Annotated in this window: 20 protein-coding genes; 13 read left to right on the forward strand and 7 right to left on the reverse strand. The window is 43.5% G+C overall.

Going from position 1 to position 18,486, the window contains the following annotated elements; genetic code table 11:
* The 4 genes from WCY03_RS03515 to WCY03_RS03530 form a co-directional block, all read right to left on the reverse strand.
* A complete protein-coding gene (locus WCY03_RS03515; RefSeq protein ID WP_345993612.1) occupies positions 1 to 456 on the reverse strand; it encodes a CZB domain-containing protein in 456 nt (151 codons plus the stop codon).
* Between the two features lie 104 nt (positions 457 to 560).
* Positions 561 to 1,526 carry a DNA polymerase III subunit delta gene (gene holA, locus WCY03_RS03520; RefSeq protein ID WP_345993613.1) on the reverse strand — a complete coding sequence of 322 codons (966 nt, stop codon included), beginning with the start codon at positions 1,524 to 1,526 and terminating at the stop codon, positions 561 to 563.
* 8 nt (positions 1,527 to 1,534) lie between these two features.
* Complete coding sequence (locus WCY03_RS03525; RefSeq protein ID WP_345993614.1) at positions 1,535 to 3,475, reverse strand: ribonuclease R family protein; 1,941 nt, start codon at positions 3,473 to 3,475, stop codon at positions 1,535 to 1,537.
* A gap of 8 nt (positions 3,476 to 3,483) precedes the next feature.
* Positions 3,484 to 4,287, reverse strand: a complete 804-nt coding sequence (locus tag WCY03_RS03530; protein WP_345993615.1) for an HDOD domain-containing protein — start codon at positions 4,285 to 4,287, stop codon at positions 3,484 to 3,486.
* Positions 4,288 to 4,455: 168 nt separating this feature from the next.
* Here WCY03_RS03530 and WCY03_RS03535 point away from each other — a divergent pair, with 168 nt between their 5' ends.
* The 6 genes from WCY03_RS03535 to WCY03_RS03560 all read left to right on the forward strand — a co-directional run bounded on the left by WCY03_RS03535 (position 4,456) and on the right by WCY03_RS03560 (position 9,415).
* A complete protein-coding gene (locus WCY03_RS03535; RefSeq protein ID WP_345993616.1) occupies positions 4,456 to 4,788 on the forward strand; it encodes a hypothetical protein in 333 nt (110 codons plus the stop codon).
* 1 nt (position 4,789) lies between these two features.
* The gene (greA, locus tag WCY03_RS03540; RefSeq protein ID WP_345993617.1) at positions 4,790 to 5,314 is read left to right on the forward strand and encodes a transcription elongation factor GreA; all 525 of its coding nucleotides are present in this window, start codon (positions 4,790 to 4,792) and stop codon (positions 5,312 to 5,314) included.
* A gap of 121 nt (positions 5,315 to 5,435) precedes the next feature.
* Positions 5,436 to 7,649, forward strand: coding sequence for a phosphoribosylformylglycinamidine synthase subunit PurL (purL, locus tag WCY03_RS03545; RefSeq protein ID WP_345993618.1), 2,214 nt, complete (start codon positions 5,436 to 5,438; stop codon positions 7,647 to 7,649).
* Between the two features lie 141 nt (positions 7,650 to 7,790).
* A complete protein-coding gene (locus WCY03_RS03550) occupies positions 7,791 to 8,051 on the forward strand; it encodes an AbrB/MazE/SpoVT family DNA-binding domain-containing protein (RefSeq protein ID WP_345993619.1) in 261 nt (86 codons plus the stop codon).
* Positions 8,045 to 8,371, forward strand: a complete 327-nt coding sequence (locus WCY03_RS03555; RefSeq protein ID WP_345993620.1) for a type II toxin-antitoxin system PemK/MazF family toxin — start codon at positions 8,045 to 8,047, stop codon at positions 8,369 to 8,371. The genes WCY03_RS03550 and WCY03_RS03555 overlap by 7 nt, the downstream gene beginning before the upstream one ends.
* A 591-nt stretch (positions 8,372 to 8,962) precedes the next feature.
* Positions 8,963 to 9,415 carry a hypothetical protein gene (locus WCY03_RS03560; protein WP_345993621.1) on the forward strand — a complete coding sequence of 151 codons (453 nt, stop codon included), beginning with the start codon at positions 8,963 to 8,965 and terminating at the stop codon, positions 9,413 to 9,415.
* Positions 9,416 to 9,445: 30 nt separating this feature from the next.
* On the opposite strand, the gene WCY03_RS03565 is transcribed toward WCY03_RS03560, so the two are convergent.
* Together WCY03_RS03565 and WCY03_RS03570 are read right to left on the reverse strand one after the other, a co-directional pair.
* Positions 9,446 to 9,757, reverse strand: coding sequence for an NGG1p interacting factor NIF3 (locus WCY03_RS03565; protein WP_345993622.1), 312 nt, complete (start codon positions 9,755 to 9,757; stop codon positions 9,446 to 9,448).
* Positions 9,758 to 9,805: 48 nt separating this feature from the next.
* Complete coding sequence (locus WCY03_RS03570) at positions 9,806 to 10,279, reverse strand: hypothetical protein (RefSeq protein ID WP_345993623.1); 474 nt, start codon at positions 10,277 to 10,279, stop codon at positions 9,806 to 9,808.
* Positions 10,280 to 10,366: 87 nt separating this feature from the next.
* Between WCY03_RS03570 and purH the strand changes: the two genes are divergently transcribed.
* The 3 genes from purH to WCY03_RS03585 all read left to right on the forward strand — a co-directional run bounded on the left by purH (position 10,367) and on the right by WCY03_RS03585 (position 13,320).
* The gene (purH, locus tag WCY03_RS03575) at positions 10,367 to 11,902 is read left to right on the forward strand and encodes a bifunctional phosphoribosylaminoimidazolecarboxamide formyltransferase/IMP cyclohydrolase (RefSeq protein WP_345993624.1); all 1,536 of its coding nucleotides are present in this window, start codon (positions 10,367 to 10,369) and stop codon (positions 11,900 to 11,902) included.
* 137 nt (positions 11,903 to 12,039) lie between these two features.
* A complete protein-coding gene (locus tag WCY03_RS03580; RefSeq protein WP_345993625.1) occupies positions 12,040 to 12,939 on the forward strand; it encodes a J domain-containing protein in 900 nt (299 codons plus the stop codon).
* Between the two features lie 3 nt (positions 12,940 to 12,942).
* On the forward strand, positions 12,943 to 13,320 hold the full coding sequence (locus WCY03_RS03585; protein ID WP_345993626.1) for a helix-turn-helix transcriptional regulator: 378 nt from the start codon (positions 12,943 to 12,945) through the stop codon (positions 13,318 to 13,320).
* A gap of 6 nt (positions 13,321 to 13,326) precedes the next feature.
* Here the strand turns inward: WCY03_RS03585 and murA are convergent, their stop codons facing one another.
* Positions 13,327 to 14,589, reverse strand: a complete 1,263-nt coding sequence (gene murA / locus WCY03_RS03590) for a UDP-N-acetylglucosamine 1-carboxyvinyltransferase (protein ID WP_345993627.1) — start codon at positions 14,587 to 14,589, stop codon at positions 13,327 to 13,329.
* Between the two features lie 73 nt (positions 14,590 to 14,662).
* On the opposite strand from murA, the gene WCY03_RS03595 reads away from it, so the two are divergent.
* From WCY03_RS03595 to WCY03_RS03610, 4 genes are read left to right on the forward strand one after another with little or no spacing between them, the layout of a single operon-like run.
* Positions 14,663 to 15,088: a hypothetical protein gene (locus tag WCY03_RS03595; RefSeq protein WP_345993628.1), complete on the forward strand. Its 426-nt coding sequence runs from the start codon at positions 14,663 to 14,665 to the stop codon at positions 15,086 to 15,088.
* Positions 15,081 to 15,611 (forward strand): hypothetical protein, encoded by a 531-nt coding sequence (locus tag WCY03_RS03600; RefSeq protein WP_345993629.1) that lies wholly within the window; start codon positions 15,081 to 15,083, stop codon positions 15,609 to 15,611. Before WCY03_RS03595 ends, WCY03_RS03600 begins: the two co-directional genes overlap by 8 nt.
* The gene (locus WCY03_RS03605; protein WP_345993630.1) at positions 15,605 to 16,318 is read left to right on the forward strand and encodes an exonuclease domain-containing protein; all 714 of its coding nucleotides are present in this window, start codon (positions 15,605 to 15,607) and stop codon (positions 16,316 to 16,318) included. Before WCY03_RS03600 ends, WCY03_RS03605 begins: the two co-directional genes overlap by 7 nt.
* A 38-nt stretch (positions 16,319 to 16,356) precedes the next feature.
* The gene (locus WCY03_RS03610; protein WP_345993631.1) at positions 16,357 to 18,486 is read left to right on the forward strand and encodes an STT3 domain-containing protein; all 2,130 of its coding nucleotides are present in this window, start codon (positions 16,357 to 16,359) and stop codon (positions 18,484 to 18,486) included.

Consider the following 18,486-nt stretch of genomic DNA (forward strand, 5'->3'; position numbering starts at 1 on the left):
TCAGTCTCTGTCAAATGCCGACTGAGGAAGTGCGTGGATACGTCTTTCGAGCTTTTCTATATGTTTTAAAAGTTCATCGGAGATGTTCTTTAGGTTTTCATAATATCTTCTGGCGATATCCTGTTCGGGTTCGGAGACTTTTTTTCTTAGATTGAAGAGTTTTGAGAAAAGGGATTTGTTGGCGTCTCCAAAATATATCTTGAATATTTTTATATACTCATCATGCAGATCCTGGTGTTTTCTGCCTATCTCGCCTATACAGTCCATCCCCGGCATTAAAGCTATCTCCTGCCCGTCACTGTAAAACCACTGTCCAAACATACATTCGGTATAGTCAACGGGAATGGCATCTTTTTCTATGGGAATATTCGATATCAAGGCTTTTGCGCGTTGAAGCCATTTTAGGTGGGCTTTTTTCGCTGCTCTTAAGTGTTCTAAAACTACATTTTTATCCATCCGCGATTCCTATGATAAGCATGTCTGTCTGAGTATGTTAGTATACTTCTTTATATGGTAACATATTTTAAAATATAAAACTAGCTTTTTTGTGTTAAATGAGTTTATAAGGCTTTTTGCAGTTTTATGAGCGCGGAAAAGAGTATCGCTTCTTTATCTACACCGCTGGATTTGATTTTTAGTTCCGATGAGAGCAGAATATCGAGCATATTTTTGTATGCGGAGGGTTTGAATTTCAGCGAGAAAGTGGCTTTTTCATTGAGTATGAATTGAGGCAGATTGTATCCGAGTATCTCAAGGGAGTTTGGAGCGCCGTTTACGCGGATATATATATTGAAAAGATAAAGCTGCGTTATAAATGCGGTAAATGCGGTTATGATTCGTATTTCGTCCTCTCCTGCTTCGAGTATTCTTTGCAGGTTCTCTTTGAAATCCTGTTTCATAAGGACTTTGTTTATCAACTGCTCCACTGTTATATGCGCCAATCCGTATACAAACTCGTCTATATCTTTTGTGGTTATCTCTTTATCGAACAGTTTGAGTTTTTCAAGCTCTGAAGCCGCAAGGAAAAGATCGCTGTTTTGGGCTTGTAAAAGATGGTTGATCGTGTATTTGTCCATTTTTATTCCGGCTTTCTGCGCTTCTTGAGAGATAAAAGCTATCGATTCGCCGTGTGTGGGATCGAAAAACCTTACGCCCATTCCGCCCGTTTTTGAGGTAAATGATTTGTCGCAGGTTTTGTGATCGCTCCCGTAATAGGCATAGATAAAACGGTTTGTTGGATTTTTCCGGCATGCTTCGACGAGTTTGTCAAGATCTGCTTTGGGTACTTTTTTCTCCGTTTTTATCAAAAGCAGGTTCGCATCCCCAAAGAGCGAACCCTGCGACAGATGTGCAAAAGCGGTCGAAAAATTGTACTCGTCGTGGTACATGGCAAGTTTTGAAGCATCCTCTATATCCGATAATGCCTTTGCGTATCTGTCGATGAAGAAGTGGCTCTCTCCAAAGAGGATAATCGCATTTGAGAGGGTGTCGTTGGATATATGCTGGTCAAACTCTTTTTTATACATATGCCGTCTTATTTTGCGATTTTTTGTACGACCGTCGTACTTATCTTTGTCGTTGCAATATCCACTTCTTCGATGATCACTTCCACGTCGTCAAAAAGCATTACGGGGATCTGCGATCTTACATGCAGGGTCGCTCCTGTTATCTCGTCGTTGAGCTTGGCTATGAGATGCGGGTCTGTCGCTTCGATGCGCGCTTTAAATTTTTTGCCGATATGCTTTTGCGCCCAGCGGGCGTATTTTCTGTCCATAAACCGAAACTCGACATCCGCACTCTCACGCTCTTTTTCGCTCACGGCGATGGTTAAAGACTCTATATTTCTTAAAACGTAGGAGCCCTCTTCGGTATCGTTGGCTTTGATCGCTTTTATAAGCCTGTGTACAATGAGATCGGAGTAGCGGCGTATCGGAGAGGTGAAGTGCGTGTATTTCTCAAACCCCAAGCCGAAGTGTCCGTGGTTGTCGGGCGAATAGCGTGCACGTCGTTGTGCCTGAATGATGAGCGTATCCACATCGGACTCTATACCCATCTCTCTGGCTTTTTTCTGGATGAAGCCGATAGTCTCTTTCATATTCTCCTGAGGTTCGACGAATATGCCGATACCCGCGAGTTCATTGTAGAGCGATTGTATCTTTGTCTGAGAAGGAGGCTCATGAACCCTGAATACACCTCTGTCGTACATCGAGGCTGCCGCTTTGTTTGCCAGCAGCATACAGTCCTCTATGAGAGAGTGAGAGGGAGTCTCTTCAGAGACGGTCGTGGAGATGATCTCGCCGGCTTGATCGAGCTTCATCTCGATCTCGTCTGATCTGAAATCAAATCCGACCTTGAGTCTTTTTTCTCTCAGTCTGTCGGTTATCCTGCGCAGAGGGTTTATGTAGTCCAAGACCTCTTTTTCGGCGTCGTTTTTCGGTTTGAGTCTGCCTTCAAAATATTCATCGATCTCCTCGTAGTTAAATCTTCTTTTTGAGTGGATGATCGTCTCATATACATCGCTGTGGACGACCTCTAAAGTATCTTTGTCCAGATGGATTTCAAAAGCATAAGCCAGCCTGTCTACATCGGGCTGCAGTGAACAGAGTGTCTCGCTCAGTTGACGCGGGAGCATCGGGATGGAGCGGTGCGGAAGATAGATCGAAAATCCTCTGTACATCGCTTCTGCGTCGATAGGGCCGAACGGTTTGACATATTCGCTCACATCGGCGATCGCTACGTAAAGGATATGTTTTTTGTCGTCCCAGCAGATGGCGTCATCGAAATCCTTTGCCGTGACCGGGTCGATCGTACAAAAAGGCAGATGCCGAAGATCTTTTCTTTCAGGATAAAAAGAGGCATCCACCTCTTCAAATGATTTTGCCAGTTTTATCACTTCGTCGCTGAACTTGTCGTGTTTATTGTACTGGGCAAGGACTATTTTTTCATCGACAAGCGGATCATCCAGATTTCCAAGGACCTCCATGATTGTCGATGTCAGGTTGTCCACTTTAAAAACGGTACCGATATCATAACTGCTAAGCTCTTTTTCATCCATGACCACGCCCGCGGGATGAAGCGTTCTTATATCTAAAAGCGATTTTCTCTTCTCTTTGTATGAGACGAACGCAACGCTGTAGGTTTGTGCGCGTCCTACGACTTCAACAACCTTTGCGCTGGGAGTGCCGCGTTTTGCGAGCAATCTTTTTGCCACAACCAGATCGCCGTTCTTTGCATCTCCGAGGTCGCCTTCATCGATAAAAAGGTCTTTGACGTTAAGTCCGATGCTGTTGAGATACGCCGTGCCGTTTTGGGCCAGAGTTATTTCGCCTGCACGGTATTTGGAGTGGAATCTGTAAAGACTGCCCTCTTTGATGAGGTAGTTCTTTGCCAGCCACTCCTCTACGAAGGGGCGTTCCTGCTGATCGACATCCTGGTCGTAAAGACCAAGGGTTAGGCGTATGAGAAGAGATTTCAAATCAGAATTTATGAACGTACGTTTTCGATAGCTTTTTCGAAGCTTTCCATATCAAGCCCGTAAGCGGTAACGAGTTTTTTCGCCTGGGCAACGCTTTCATCCGTGATAACACCGTTTATCGGAACTGCAACACGGGCAACATGCAGGCTTTGCGCACCTTTTTTGATATCATCGTCCGCGTTTTGAGGTTCGACGCAATGGCGGATAGTTTCCACCAGCTTCTCCTCAAATTTCCAATGCGTAAATATGGATGCGCTCACTTCGGGTGCATGTACGCCTACGACTTCGATCTCCGTTGCTTCCACGTTTTGAGAATCTTTAAGTGTGTCTCTGAATTTTTCTTGCAGTTTTTCCTCTATGACGTATTGTGAGATCAAGACTTTACCGATCTCGACCAAAAATGCAGCAGGAGACAAAACACCAAGAAGCTTAGGATCTTTTTTAATGTACCAGGAGGTAACGATCGCATGCTGCTTTTTAGAGAGTTCCGCGAACTCGGTATTTGTTATACCGTAGGAGGAGAGATCTAACGGAAAGCTTTTTTTAACGATGCTCGCCAATGCAAAACCGCGGACGGTACCCATACCAAAAAGGCCTACTGCCTGACTTATGGCGTTTATCTCACGTGAAAATCCGTAAAGCGGCGAGTTTGCGGCTTTTAAGATGTCTGCGGTCAAGAGCGGATCTTTTTCCAAGATCTTTACCATATCGTTAAAAGTCGAGTTAGGATTTTGATACACGGCTTCTATCTGCATCGCAGATTCGGGAAGAGGCGGAAGCTGTCTAATTTGTTGCAATAGTCTATCGTTCATATAGTATCCTGTAACCGTTTATTTATGTAGCATTATATTACAGCAAACGTAAAGTAAAATTAAAATTAAAAATAAATATGTTAAAATCCCAAAAAACTGACCCGCAAGATATGTCGTTTTCAGGTGATTTGGCAATCGCTGCGGGCTTATTTGAAAAAGGAACTTTTAATGCAGACAAGCGCAATGTTAAATCAGCTCGGATATACGCCAAACGATACTTTGGTCGAACAGTTTCACCGTATCAAACAAAATACGAACGGCTATGACAAAATAGAGAAGCACATTATGGATCTCAACGATTCTCTCAAGCCGATAGGCGGATATGTCGCGATGTCGAATTCGAACGATTTTTTGAAGATCAAGGTCGAGGCGGCAAACCAGGCATTAAAAGAGGAAGCTTTTGAAAAGATAGATCATTTTGCCAAAAAATTCAAAGTCGAACTTCAAAAGGTGGACGGGAAAGATACATTTTATATCATAGGTTTCGGTAAGGAACTTTGATTTGAAAGAACCGATGACGCTTGAGGGTTACGATCTGCTTTTGGAGGAGTTCAAATATCTTCTGGAGGTGGAAAAACCCCGTGTCACACATGAAAAACAGGTCGCCGCAGCACAGGGCGACAGAAGCGAGAACGCAGAGTATCACGCTGCAAAAGAGCAGCTCCGCCACATCGACAAAAGACTTTTTTATCTCAACTCCATGATCGAAAAAGCCGTCGTCATAGACCCTTCGGAATTGGATCATTCCAGAGTTCATTTCGGAGCTACGGTGGAGGTGGAAAATCTGCAGGACGACAGCAGCGAGACATATACGATCTGCGGCGTTTTGGAAGCCGAACCCGAAAACGGACTGATCTCGGTGCATTCGCCGCTGGCAAAAGCTTTGATCGGAAAATCCGAAGAGGAGCAGTTTTTTATAAACCTGCCCGGCGGAAAAAAAGAGTATGAGATCGTAAATATCTCGTACACACCCCTGTTTCAACTAAAGAAAAACATCCGTACGAAAAAAGATTTTGGATTTCACTGATTTTATCCGGCCTTTGGCTCCAAGGCTGTTTATGGATCAAAAAGATTTTTTGTTTCATCAAAGTTTTACCACTATTTGGATATAATCTCCCTTTAAAAACCAATAACCTTAGGAATAGTACGTGAGCCAACAACTTCCAGATATAGATAAACTACTATCTCAACATAAACTTTCTCAGCTAGATTACGCAAACATCAAAAAAATACTCGGGCGTGAACCGAACCTTGTAGAACTTGGAATATTCTCCGCGATGTGGAGCGAGCATTGTAGTTACAAATCTTCTAAAAAATATTTAAGAGGCTTTCCGACACAAGCGCCGTGGGTCATTCAGGGTCCGGGAGAAAATGCGGGAGTCATCGATATCGGCGGCGGATATGCAGCCGTATTTAAAATGGAGTCTCACAACCACCCGAGCTTTATCGAGCCGTATCAAGGCGCAGCGACAGGTGTAGGCGGGATCATGCGTGACGTCTTTACCATGGGAGCCCGTCCTGTAGCAAACCTAAACGCACTGCGCTTTGGTAATGTTCTTCGCGGTGACAAAGTCAGCGCACACCAGCGTTTTTTGGTTCGCGGTGTCGTTGAAGGTATCGGCGGATACGGTAACTGTATGGGAGTACCGACTATCGGCGGTGAGACAAGTTTTGACGACTGTTACAACGGAAACATTCTTGTAAACGCGTTTACTTTGGGTCTTGCAAAAAGCGATGAGATATTTTACGGAAAAGCAGAAGGTATCGGCAATCCTGTAATTTACGTTGGAAGTAAAACGGGACGCGACGGTCTTGGCGGGGCTGTCATGAGTTCTGACAGCTTCACAGAGGAGTCCAAGTCTCTTCGTCCGACAGTCCAAGTGGGTGACCCGTTCACTGAAAAACTTCTGCTGGAAGCTTGTCTGGAACTTTTCAAGACCGACTACGTCGTAGGTATCCAGGATATGGGTGCCGCGGGTCTTACATCAAGCTCGTTTGAGATGGCTGGGCGTTCGGGCTCGGGAATGATAATGCATCTTGACAAAGTACCTGCCCGCGAAGAGGGAATGACTCCGTATGAGTTTATGCTCAGTGAATCCCAAGAGCGTATGCTTCTTTGTGCGAAAAAAGGAAGCGAACAGGCGATCATCGACATCTTTGAAAAATGGGATCTTGACGCTGCGGTCGTAGGTGAAGTAACAGACACCGGAAGAATGGAGCTTTTCTGGCACGGAGAAAAATGTGCGGACGTTCCGGTCGATCCTGTAAGTGAAGAAGCACCGGTGTTAGACCGTCCGACTACTCGTCCTGCATACTTAGATACGATTCGCGACGTGACACTGAACGACTTTGACAAAGTGAGCAACCAAGACGCGTTTGCTAAACTCATCAGGTCTATGGAAGTGGTGGACAAGTCTTGGATATATGAGCAGTACGACTCTATGGTACAAACCAACACGATCAAAAAAGGCGGAAGTCTTGACGCATCCGTTATCCGTGTAAAAGAGAACGGCGCGGCACTTGCCATGAGTGCTGATTGTAACGTCCGTTACTGTTACGTTGATCCTAGAAACGGTGCTGCGGCCGCGGTCATAGAGAGCGGAAGAAACGTAGCGATGTCGGGAGCCAGACCGCTTGCCATTACCGACTGTCTCAACTACGGAAACCCTGAGAACCCTGAAGTCATGTGGCAGTTTGCACAAGGGTGTGAAGGTATCAAAGAGGCGTGTGCAGAGCTTACGACTCCGGTCATCGGCGGAAACGTCTCTCTTTACAACGAGACTGACAAGATCTCCGTTTTCCCTACGCCGTCTATCGCGACCGTGGGTGTGAACGAAGATGAAAACAAAGTGTTGATGTCGAGCTTCCAGGCTAACGGAAATCTCCTTTACCTTGTAGGGGATACAAAAAGCGAGTTCGGCGGATCGCTTTACATGAAAGAGCTTTACAGCGTAGTAGCAGGAAAGATGCCTGAGATCAACTACGTAAAAGAGCTTGCTCTTTGGGACTTGGTCATCGAAGCGAACAAAAAAGGTCTCTTAGAGTGTGCCAAAGACTGCAGCTCAGGCGGTGCGGTGATGGCACTGGCGAAGATGAGTGCGGTCAGCGGTCTTGGATGTAACACGGGTATGGATGTAAGCGATGAGAGAGATATCTTCTCCGAGAGCTTCTCACGCGCCATCATAGAGGTAAAACCTGAGAATGCTAAAGCGTTTGAGGAGATGGCTGCAAAACTGCCTTTTCAAAAGATAGGAACGGTAGGCGGAGAGCACTTTACATGTAACAATGTCTTTATGACCATGAGAGAGCTTCAGGATAACTACTTCAATACTTTCAAGACAGTTATAGAGAGTGATCTGTAATCTCTCTCATATAACCTTTCAAGCCCGATTCTGTGGGCTTTTTTTTCTTACATGTAAGCAAATCTTGATACATAACTACTTCTCAAACAGATTGACATTTAAATGTAATTACAATATAATTACTTAAAAAAGGAGTTGAAGATGACGACTTTAATTAAGATCGGTAACTCGCAAGGTATTCGGCTTCCAAAAACTATCATCAAACAAGCTCACTTAGAAAGTGCAAATCTGGAGTTTGAAGTTGTGGAAAATGGCTTGTTGATCAAACCCGTCAACAATGTTGGCAGAGAAGCATGGAAAGAAAATATCAATAGTGTACTATCTGCCCATAAAAACAAAAAAGATGAAGCACTTTTAGATGATCTGCTCGATGACAGTGACTTGGATGACTACGAATGGTAGTCGATACAAAAAGATTTGAGATCTATCTGGTGAAATTAAATCCAACAGTCGGCTCTGAGATACAAAAAACACGCCCCTGCATCATCATCTCGCCAAATGAGATGAATGTGTTAAACACCGTCATAGTAGCACCCATGACAAGCAAAGGGTTTGATTTTATATTTAGACCGAAGATAAAGTTTGAAAATAAAAACGGACTAGTACTGCTAGATCAGATCAGAACCGTAGATAAGGCAAGGTTGGTAAAAAAAATCGGCGAGGTCGATGAGAAGGTGTCGAAAAGTATTTCAAATATGCTTGTGAAGATGTTTGAGTATTAAATTACAGATGAGAGAATTTTTCATTCTTTTTAGTATAAATATTTCTTACATGTAAGCATTTTTTATTGACTTCTCTCATACTTTTTTTTACCGCAAAAAAAGTATGCAAAAAAGCTCGAGTCACGGTTGGATTTTTTCACGCCTTTTTTCGGTCGTTGCGTCTAAAAATCAAAAACTCACTTCGTTCAAACAGTTTAATTTTCTTAACGACTCCACTCGGTCAAAAAAGCTAAAATCCAAAGTGACACAAAAGAGAACGCCGACCAAACTCTTTTCGTCAGTTGCAACCCCTGCAGAGCCGAGAAATAGTAAAGTAATGACGTAAAGAAAATGCAACTGTCTGAACGAAGTGAGTTTTGCATTTTTAGGAATGGATTTACTAGTTCTTGGGAACCTAACGAAGTTAGGCTCGAAGCCGTTGCAAGAGCTTTTTGGTACTTTTTTGCGGAGAAAAAAGTACAGAGAGAAACTTTTTATATGAAAGTATTTATTTCTTTTATTATATTGAGATAAATAAGTATAATATTTATTTAATGAATGCTTATGCTTATGCTTATGAATAAGAAATTGTTCAAAAAGAAAAGGAAATTAATGGAGTACATGTTAGATACAAATATATTTAATATTATTTTAGATGAAGAAAAAATCAATATTAGTGATTTCAAGAATAATATTACGTGTTATGCAACACATATCCAATATGATGAGATAAATAAAACAAAGTCTGAAAAACGAAGAAATGAATTAAATCAGATATTTTCTCTTGTTCGAGATGCAATGTTACCTACAGAAACTTTTGTTTTAGATAAGTCAAGATATGATGCAGCAAGACTTAGTGATGGAGTTCTTTATCAAGAAATAAAAAACTATATGAATACACTAAATAAAAAGAAAAAAAAGAATGAAGAAGATGCTCTTATTGCTGAAACTGCAATAAAAAATAATTTAGTACTGGTTACTAGTGATCCAGAACTTCGTCAAGCTATGAAAAAATTTAATGGTAAGGTTGCTGAATTTACTGATATTTATCCAAATGAGATTTAATATATTTACATATAAAGGAGATCTATAAAACTAAATCTCCTCCATCCTAAAAACCTCATAAGCCACCTCTTCATAGGGGTGAGTCTCTTTTAAGACCTCCACAGCCTTTTTGATGAGCTCATCTTTACATATCATCTCGACTTTATACTCCTCGACCACTTCGAGCTTGTCGAGCTCACCGATGTGGGGATTTGCACCATTTACGGGCTTGAACTGTCCGTGCCCCAGAGTCTCGAAACTGCAGCACTCGTAGTTCTCGTATCTTCCCGCGCCAATGTCGAAAAGGGCTTGTTTTGTTTTCTCTTTCGCTTCTACGGGGACGAAGTAGGTCAGTTTGTACATGAAAGGCTCCAAGTTCGTTTGGAGCTATTGTAACGAAAAAATCCCTCTTTACAGATACATGAACTGCGAGAGGAAGATCATGATGATGACGAGGGAAAGAGGGAAGATGTGGCTTTTAAATACCCAGGGGTTGATGCCGAAGAACTTCTGATTTATCCCGCGCAGTCCCAGCCACAGACCGAAAAACGCTTTAATGGCGAGCATGATCTGAAAACGGCTCAGTCCGTCGCTGCCGATCTCTCCAAAGATCTGAGAGAACATGTACAGTCCGCTTGCAACCGCGACCATAAGTGCGTAGGGGACCACTTTTCTTACATGGACCATGATGGCTTCTTTTGCTTTTTTCGCTTCCTCTGCGGGAAGGTTAAGAGGCATTTTTGATAAGAAAAGATTGTCGACAAATAAGAAACCGCCGTATATGAAGATGGCGTAAAGATGGATTGTGTGTACGATTGTGTATACGATAAGAGACCCTTTTTTTATTTTTATTATATATTTTTTTATAAAAGGAATCGTTGACACCAATCAAGTCATGTGTTCGTTTGAAGTTTACTTTTATCTAAACTCTATTTGGGTAAAATTTCGCAATTTATTTATACAAGGTCATGAATGAAAAGAGCATTACTAAGTGTCAGTGACAAAAGCAACATCGTCGAATTTGCAAGATCACTGGTATCCAATGGATTTCAGATAATCTCTACGGGCGGAACATACAAGATTTTGGTCGAAAACGGCATCGAAGCGATAGAGATAGACGAAGTAACGAAGTTTCCTGAATGTTTTGAAGGGCGTGTTAAAACACTGAACCCATACGTTCACGGGGGTATCTTACATCGCCGCGACAAACAGTCTCACCTGGATCAGGCAAAAGAGCTCGGTGTTGAGGCGATAGACCTCGTATGTGTGAACCTTTACCCGTTCAAAGCGACTATCGAGAAAACGGATGATTTTGAAGAGATCATCGAAAACATCGACATCGGCGGACCTGCGATGGTAAGAAGTGCTGCAAAGAACTTTGAGGGCGTCATCATCGTAACAGACCCGAGTGACTACTCTGTAGTTCTAGATGCTATAGAAAAAGACACGAACACGGTAGAGTTCAGACGCTCGCTCATGATAAAAGCGTACGAGCATACAGCAGCGTATGATTCTATGATAGCAAACTACATGAACAGCCGTTTCAACGGCGGAATGGGTGAGAAACAGTTCATCGTAGGGAACAAAGTGATGGATACCCGTTACGGTGAGAATCCGCACCAAAAAGGCGCACTTTACGAGTTTGACAAACAGTTCTCTAATAACTTCAAAACGCTCAAAGGCGAAGCAAGCTTTAACAACCTTACAGACATCAACGGCGCCGTAAAGATCGCTGCCGCGTTTGGCGATGACAATGCCGTATGTATCGTAAAACACGGAAACCCTTGCGGTTTTGCCATTAAAGACACTCTTTTAGAGGCGTATACAGAAGCACTGAAATGCGACCCTATCTCTGCTTACGGCGGTGTTGTTGCAGTTAACGGTACGGTAGACAAAGCCTTGGCTGAAAAAATAAACGAAATCTTCATAGAAGTTCTTATCGCAGGGCGTATTACACAAGAAGCTCAAGATGTTTTTGCTGCTAAAAAGAAGATCAAACTCTTTGAGTACGCAAGTGAAAAGCTTGTTCTTGCAAACGATACCTACGACTTCAAACACATCGACGGCGGGTTTGTTTTTCAAGATGCCGACTACGTACGCGAAGACGAAGTGAAAAATGCAAAACTAGTTAGTTCTAAGTCTGCAAGTGAGCAAGAACTGAAAGATATGGAGATCGCTTACAAAGTGGCATCTCTTACAAAATCCAACTGTGTCGTGTATGTAAAAGACTCTGCAATGGTAGCGGTCGGTATGGGTATGACTTCCCGTGTTGATGCAAGCCAGTGTGCACTGAAAAAAGCAAAAGATATGGGTCTTGATGTTACCGGTGCTGCTCTTGCATCCGAAGCGTTTTTCCCGTTCCGTGACAGCATCGACGCTGCTGCGGCAGCGGGTGTAAAAAGCGTGATCGAGCCGGGCGGTTCGATCCGTGACGATGAGGTCATAGCCGCTGCAAACGAGCACGGTATGGCGCTTTATTTCTCTGAGACAAGACACTTCTTACACTAAAAACAACCCCGGCAGACAGGTGAAATATCCTGTCTAGCGGCATAAAAACTCTTCAAAAAAACTTGATTGACATCGACTCAACTATTGTGATATAATCCGACATAAACAATTAATATATATTTTCAGGATTTAAAGATATGAGCAAATCATTATATGAGACATTGGGTATTTCACAAAACGCTACGGAAGCGGATATAAAAAAAGCATACAGAAAACTCGCACGTCAATATCATCCCGACATCAACAAAGATGCGAATGCCGAAGAGAAATTCAAAGAGGTCAATGCGGCTTACGAGATACTGAGCGACAAGAAAAAACGCGCGCAGTACGATCAGTATGGTGATACAATGTTCGGCGGGAAAAATTTCCATGATTTTGCAAGCTCGCAAGGCGGCAACGTTGATCTTGACGAGATACTGCGCAATATGTTCGGCGGCGGCGGTTTTGGCGGCGGCTCTTCGGGCTTTGGCGGATTCGGCGGTTTTGGCGGCGGTTCACGCGGCGGCTTCGGCGGCGGAGGGTTCCATCAAGAACCGAACCTTGACATCGAATCAAACGTGACCATCCCTTTTAGCGTCTCGATCATGGGCGGATCCCACTCCGTCTCGGTTAACGGAGAGAGATTTGATATCAAGATTCCTGCAGGTGTAAAAAGCGGAGAAAAGCTGCGTGTTCGTGGTAAAGGTCACGCACAGGGCGGACGTGCGGGAGATCTCTTCTTAAAGATAAACGTAGCCTCTTCTCCTGAGTATGAAAGAGAGGGAGACAATCTTGTAAAGACGATAGACGTACCGCTTTATGCAGCGCTTTTTGGCGAGAAGATCACGGTAAACACGCTGGAAAAAGAGATAAAACTAAAAGTTCCTCAAAATACCAAGAACGGCCAGCGTTTCCGTGTCAAAGAGATGGGCGTGCTCAACCGCAAAACGAATATAAGAGGAGACCTGTATTTAAAAGCGAATATCGTCCTGCCTCCGGTCGAGAGCCTAAGTAAAGAGCTGATAGACGTTATGAAAGAAAAGTTACCAAAGGAGTAGATTATGCCTCACCATTATGATGAACCGGTATATTTGATAAGTGTCGTCTCCAAGATATTGGAGATTCACCCTCAGACTCTTCGTCAGTATGAAAGAGAAAACCTCATTACTCCTTCCCGTTCGGACGGCAGGATACGCATGTATTCCCAACGCGATATCGACAAGATCAAAATGATCCTGCGTCTTACCCGCGAGCTCGGCGTCAATCTCGCAGGTGTGGATGTGGCTATAAGGCTTAAAGATCAGATAGACTCTATGGAACAGGAGATCGCCGAACTCCGCCATGAGATAGCCCGCCTTAGAAACTCAAGCTCTATTGCTCCGGATAAGTCGCTTGTCACGAAAAAAAGCATCTACGAGATGATAATCTTCGAAAAATAGAAAGACCTACTCTTTTAGTCTCTCTATTTTCGCTCCCACGGCTTCCAATTTTTTCTCCAGATTTTCATATCCGCGGTCAAGATGATAGATACGGTGTATGTTTGTTTCGCCCTCAGCCACCAGTGCGGCCAGTACCAAAGCGCTTGAAGCTCTCAGATCGGTTGCCATGACGTCCGTGCCCGAGAGAGTCGTAGGTCCTTTGATACTTGCCACGTGGCCGTTTAACTTTATATCCGCGCCAAGACGCTGCAGTTCGCTCACATGCATGAAACGGTTTTCAAAAAGACGTTCATCGATGGTGGAAGTTCCTTCTGCCTGAGTTGCAAGAGCTAAGAACTGTGCCTGCATATCCGTCGGAAATCCAGGATATTCCTGAGTGATGATATCGACAGATTTTATCTTCTGGGCGGGATGGATAGTTATCTTGTTCATCTCTTTTGTAAATTTGAATCCCATCTCTTCGAGTTTGGATATGATAGAACCAAGATGATCGATCCTAACCTTGTTGAGTGTGAGTTCAGAGTTTGTGATGGCCGCAGCACAAAGATAGGTACCGCTTTCTATGCGGTCGGGTATGACGCTAAAAGAGCTCATGTCTATAAGCTGTCTGTCGGTTCCCTCTATGGTGATCTGGGATGTTCCGATACCGTCGATGGCAATACCGCTTGCTTTTAGCACTTCGCACAGCTGGGCGACCTCGGGTTCGCGCGCAGCATTTGTGATGGTCGTCTTTCCGCGGGCGAGAGCTGCTGCCATGACTATGTTGGCGGTTCCCGTAACGGTGATTTTGTCAAAAATGATATCGCATCCGACAAGACCTTCGGGTGCTTCGGCTTTGACGTAACCGGCTTCTATGGTGATCTTTGCGCCCATCAGTTCGAGTGCTTTTAAATGCAGGTCGATCGGTCTTTGACCTATGGCGCATCCGCCGGGAAGAGAGACTTCGCAGTGTCCAAAACGCGCCAGCAGCGGACCGAGGACAAGGATGGAAGCCCGCATGGTCTTTACGATGTCGTAAGTCGCTTTTGTATGGTGTACTTCAGAGGTATTTATATCCAGTCTGTTATCTTCAAAAGTGTAAGATGCACCGAGGTTTTGAAGAAGTTTCAAAAGAGTTCTGATATCGACGACGTCGGGCATATTTGTGATCGCAAGATCGCTTTTTGCCAAGATCGTCATCGCTATGAGCGGAAGAGCTGCGTTTTTCGCGCCTGAGATGTCTATCGAGCCGTTTAGTTTGGTGTTGCCTTGAATCTTTAAGTAATCCATATTTATCTTTATCTTTTTAATGATATTATATCTTTTTAAAGTTTGTTTTTGGATAAAAGGAAGTTACGAAGCCATGAGTACCGCACTAGACAGATTAAAAGATATAACATCAAAAATATCGGGTTACGAAGTAGCAAGGAAAGAAAACCTCAAACTCCTAAAGGAGCTGTTCTTATCCCTGCATGTAAACGAAAAAGTAGAAAATTTTTCCGATATTTTTGAGTTTAAAGCGATCAATCTGTCCGGGATCTCGCTCAAAAGCGAAGAGCTCGGAGATATAAAAGAGGGAAAATATCTTCAGATTCTGGCCATCTCTTACGACAAAGAAGCCGTCGTAAAAAGCAAGAACATCTCTCTTGCGTATTTCGGGCGCGTCGAGAACGTCGAAGAAGCCTTAAAAGAGAACATAGTCGAGTTCGTGCTGAGATGGAGATATGAAAAGAGCTTTATGACATTGGAGCATTACCATAACATGCTGGAGAAGTATTCGCGTGCATAGGTTTTGGTTCAGGCTGTGGCTGGAGTGGGCGCTCAGATTCACGTTAGAAAGCGTGTTTCTGGCGTTTTTACTCTCTTTGATCGTCACGGCCGCCATATATATCGGTAAGGGAGCAGCCGCGATCGACAAGGATGTCTTAAAAGCGCTGCTGGATATCTTTAGATTTTGGTTTCTCATCATTTGGAACCTGACTTTATTGATCTCTCTCTTTCGCGGAGTGAAATATTTTTTTAACCGCTGTCATGAAGGCTATGTGCTAAAACTTCTTACCTGCAGGGGCGAAGAGACCATAGAGAAGATAGGCTACGGCGACATCCCCAAGGTTTTTAGAAAATGGATGATGGCCATGATCTGGTCTGTCAGCGCTTTGATGGTACTCTCTTTTATCGTCAGTTATCTTTTTGCAGATTCTCATCAATGGTACAACATCTACGTATTGTATCTTTTCATCCTCATATCGGGGGCGATAACCATCCCTTTGATGGGAAACAGATGTAAGAGGGTCAGGTTGATGAAATGTTGATATATCTGGATGTCGAGACGACGGGATTTGAGCAAAACGACAGGCTATGTGCTCTTGGGATGATACTCTATGAAGGCGATGTGGCATCGACGTATCGGGAGCTTGTAAAACCGCCTAAAAAAGTACGTCCCGAAGCATCGGCACTCAACCATATAACCAATGAGATGCTTAAAGACAAAAAAGATTTTGAGAGTTCTGAAATAAAAGAGATCCTGCACAAGTACAATACCATTGATACCGTGTTTGTAGGACATAATATCGGTTTTCACATAGAGATGCTCAAAAAAGAAGGGTTCGTCTTCAATGCAGCGTTTATAGATACTCTCAAATGCAGCAGAAACCTGATACAAGAATGCGAACGATTCTCTTTGCAGTTTTTGAGATACGAGTTGAGACTTTACAAAGAAGAAGATGCGCTTTTTGATGAACTCGGCATCGAGATACGCCCCGGAGACGTGTTGAGCGATGCGCTGCATACAAGACTTTTGCACAGATATCTAAACGAAACGGCAGACGATGAAAGACTTCAAGAGATAAGTGCCGGTCCCGTTCTTGTCGAGAAACTAAACTTCGGCAAGTACAAGGGCAGGTTTATAGAAGAGATCGTCATGAACGATGCTGATTACCTTGAGTGGGTTTTAAGCAGTATGGAAAGTTTGGACGAGGATACAAGATACTCCATCGAGCATTATATGAAGATGATATAATACGGCGTTGGAATGAAAAGATTTTAATAGGACACATAATGACAATCTCGCAAGACAGTAAAAAGATTCTGCTTTTAATAGCGGTTGCATATCTTTTCAGCGTCGCAGTACGATTTATCTGGATTTATCAGTTTCACGGATATGAACCTTTTATGTACAACGGCCAGTTTATGATAAATACGAACGACGGTTATTATTGGGCCGAAGGTGCAAGGGATCTGCTTTCGGGAGTTCATCAAGAGGGGGACCTTTCTCCGATCCACAGCGCTGCTTCGCAGCTGACGTACTTTTTTGCGAAGATACTGCCTTTTTCTTTTGAAAGCATCATCTTTTACATGCCGGTTTATCTGAGCTCGCTTATAGTGATACCTGTCATACTTATCTCATACAGTTTCAAACGTCTTGACGTCGGATTCGTTGCGGCTCTTCTCTCCTCTATCGCCTGGAGTTACTACAACCGTACGATGGCGGGGTATTATGATACGGATATGCTCAATATTGTGATCCCGATATTTTTGCTTTGGTCCCTGATCTGGGCGATCAGCTCGAATCAGCATAAGTTTCTGCTGATAACGGCACTCGATATCCTGCTGTACAGATGGTGGTATCCGCAGAGTTACTCTTTGGAGTTCGCGTTTTTTGGACTTATATTGTTTTATACGCTGGTATTTGACAGAAAGAACCTTTTTAACTTTAAACTATTGGCGATCATGCTTTTTGCCATGATGATGACCGATACCCTCATCCGTCTGCCTTTGGTAGTCGGTCTGTATTTTTTATTTAAAAATGAAAAGTTTGATAAATATGTCTACTATATCTTTGGTCTTGGAGTCATAGCTGTTTTTGCCACAGGTGGGTTTATGCCTATCTGGGGGCAGCTAAAAGGGTATGTCTTTAGAGAGACCCTCGACAGTTCCACCCAGGGGCTCGGACTTCACTTCTTTACTGTCATGCAGACGGTCCGTGAAGCGGGACATATCTCTTTTACCACCTTTGCCAACAGGATCAGCGGCAATGTTGTCACGCTCGGTCTGTCGGTCATAGGATATGCTTGGTTAAGTTACAGGTATCGTGTCATGCTTTTGGCTCTGCCTTTGATAGGTCTTGGGTTTTTAGCACTCAACAGCGGACTCAGGTTCACCATTTATGCCATTGTTCCTATGGCCTTTGGGATCGCCTTTATCATCTCCGAAGCGGCAGATAGAATGCCGAGTTATTTCCTGCAATATGCGACCATATTTATCGGTTCTGTTCTTGTCCTGCTTCCCAATATCGTACATATAAAAGAGTATAAAGTTCCGACGGTCTTTAATAAAAAAGAGGTTTCTTTGCTTGAGGATCTGAAAAAAAAGACCGGCAGGGAAGATTATGTGGTAAGCTGGTGGGATTACGGATATCCTCTGCGTTATTATAGCGATCTGTTTACCCTCGTAGACGGCGGGAAACACAGCGGAGAGGTCAATTTTCCGGTAAGTTACATCCTAACAAGCCCGCAGGAAGCCGCCGCAAGGATGGCAAGAATGGATGTCGAATACAATGTAAGAGCATTTGCCATATCCCAAGAGAATAAGAAAAAATCAGAAGCGAATCAGACCAAGATATTTTCCAATATAGAGGAGATGACAAAAGCCGGCGGGTTTAACGATACAAACGATTTTTTGAGCGCTTTGCAAAACGGTAAGGTCACGCTGCCTAAAAAGACAAGAGATATCTACTTCTTTTTGCCTTACAGGATGCTTGGTATCTATCCGACGATCACACTGTTTTCGAATCTGGACCTGATGAGCGGAGACAAGTTCAAGCGATCGCTGTTTTTCTTCTCGCCGGCGGTCAATGAAGACGCTCAGTATATTTATCTGCAAAACGGGATTGCAATAGGAAAATCCGATGCCGTCGTAAAAATGGGGAACGAGAGTGTCGGTATAAACCGTTTTATAAAGACCTGGTATGCAAAAGACGGTAAGCTCCAGACCGATACGAAACGATTTAATGTCATGTCGAATCTCAATGTCATATATATGGCAAGTTACGGAGAGTTTCTGATAGTAGACGAAGCCACGTTTAATTCTTTGTATATTCAGCTCTTTGTATTGGAGCATTACGACAAAAATCTTTTTGAGGCCGTCGAGATGACCCCATATGCAAAAATTTATAAATTAAAGATATAA

This window comes from Sulfurimonas sp. HSL-1716, from assembly GCF_039645975.1.
GTDB lineage: Bacteria > Campylobacterota > Campylobacteria > Campylobacterales > Sulfurimonadaceae > Hydrocurvibacter > Hydrocurvibacter sulfurireducens.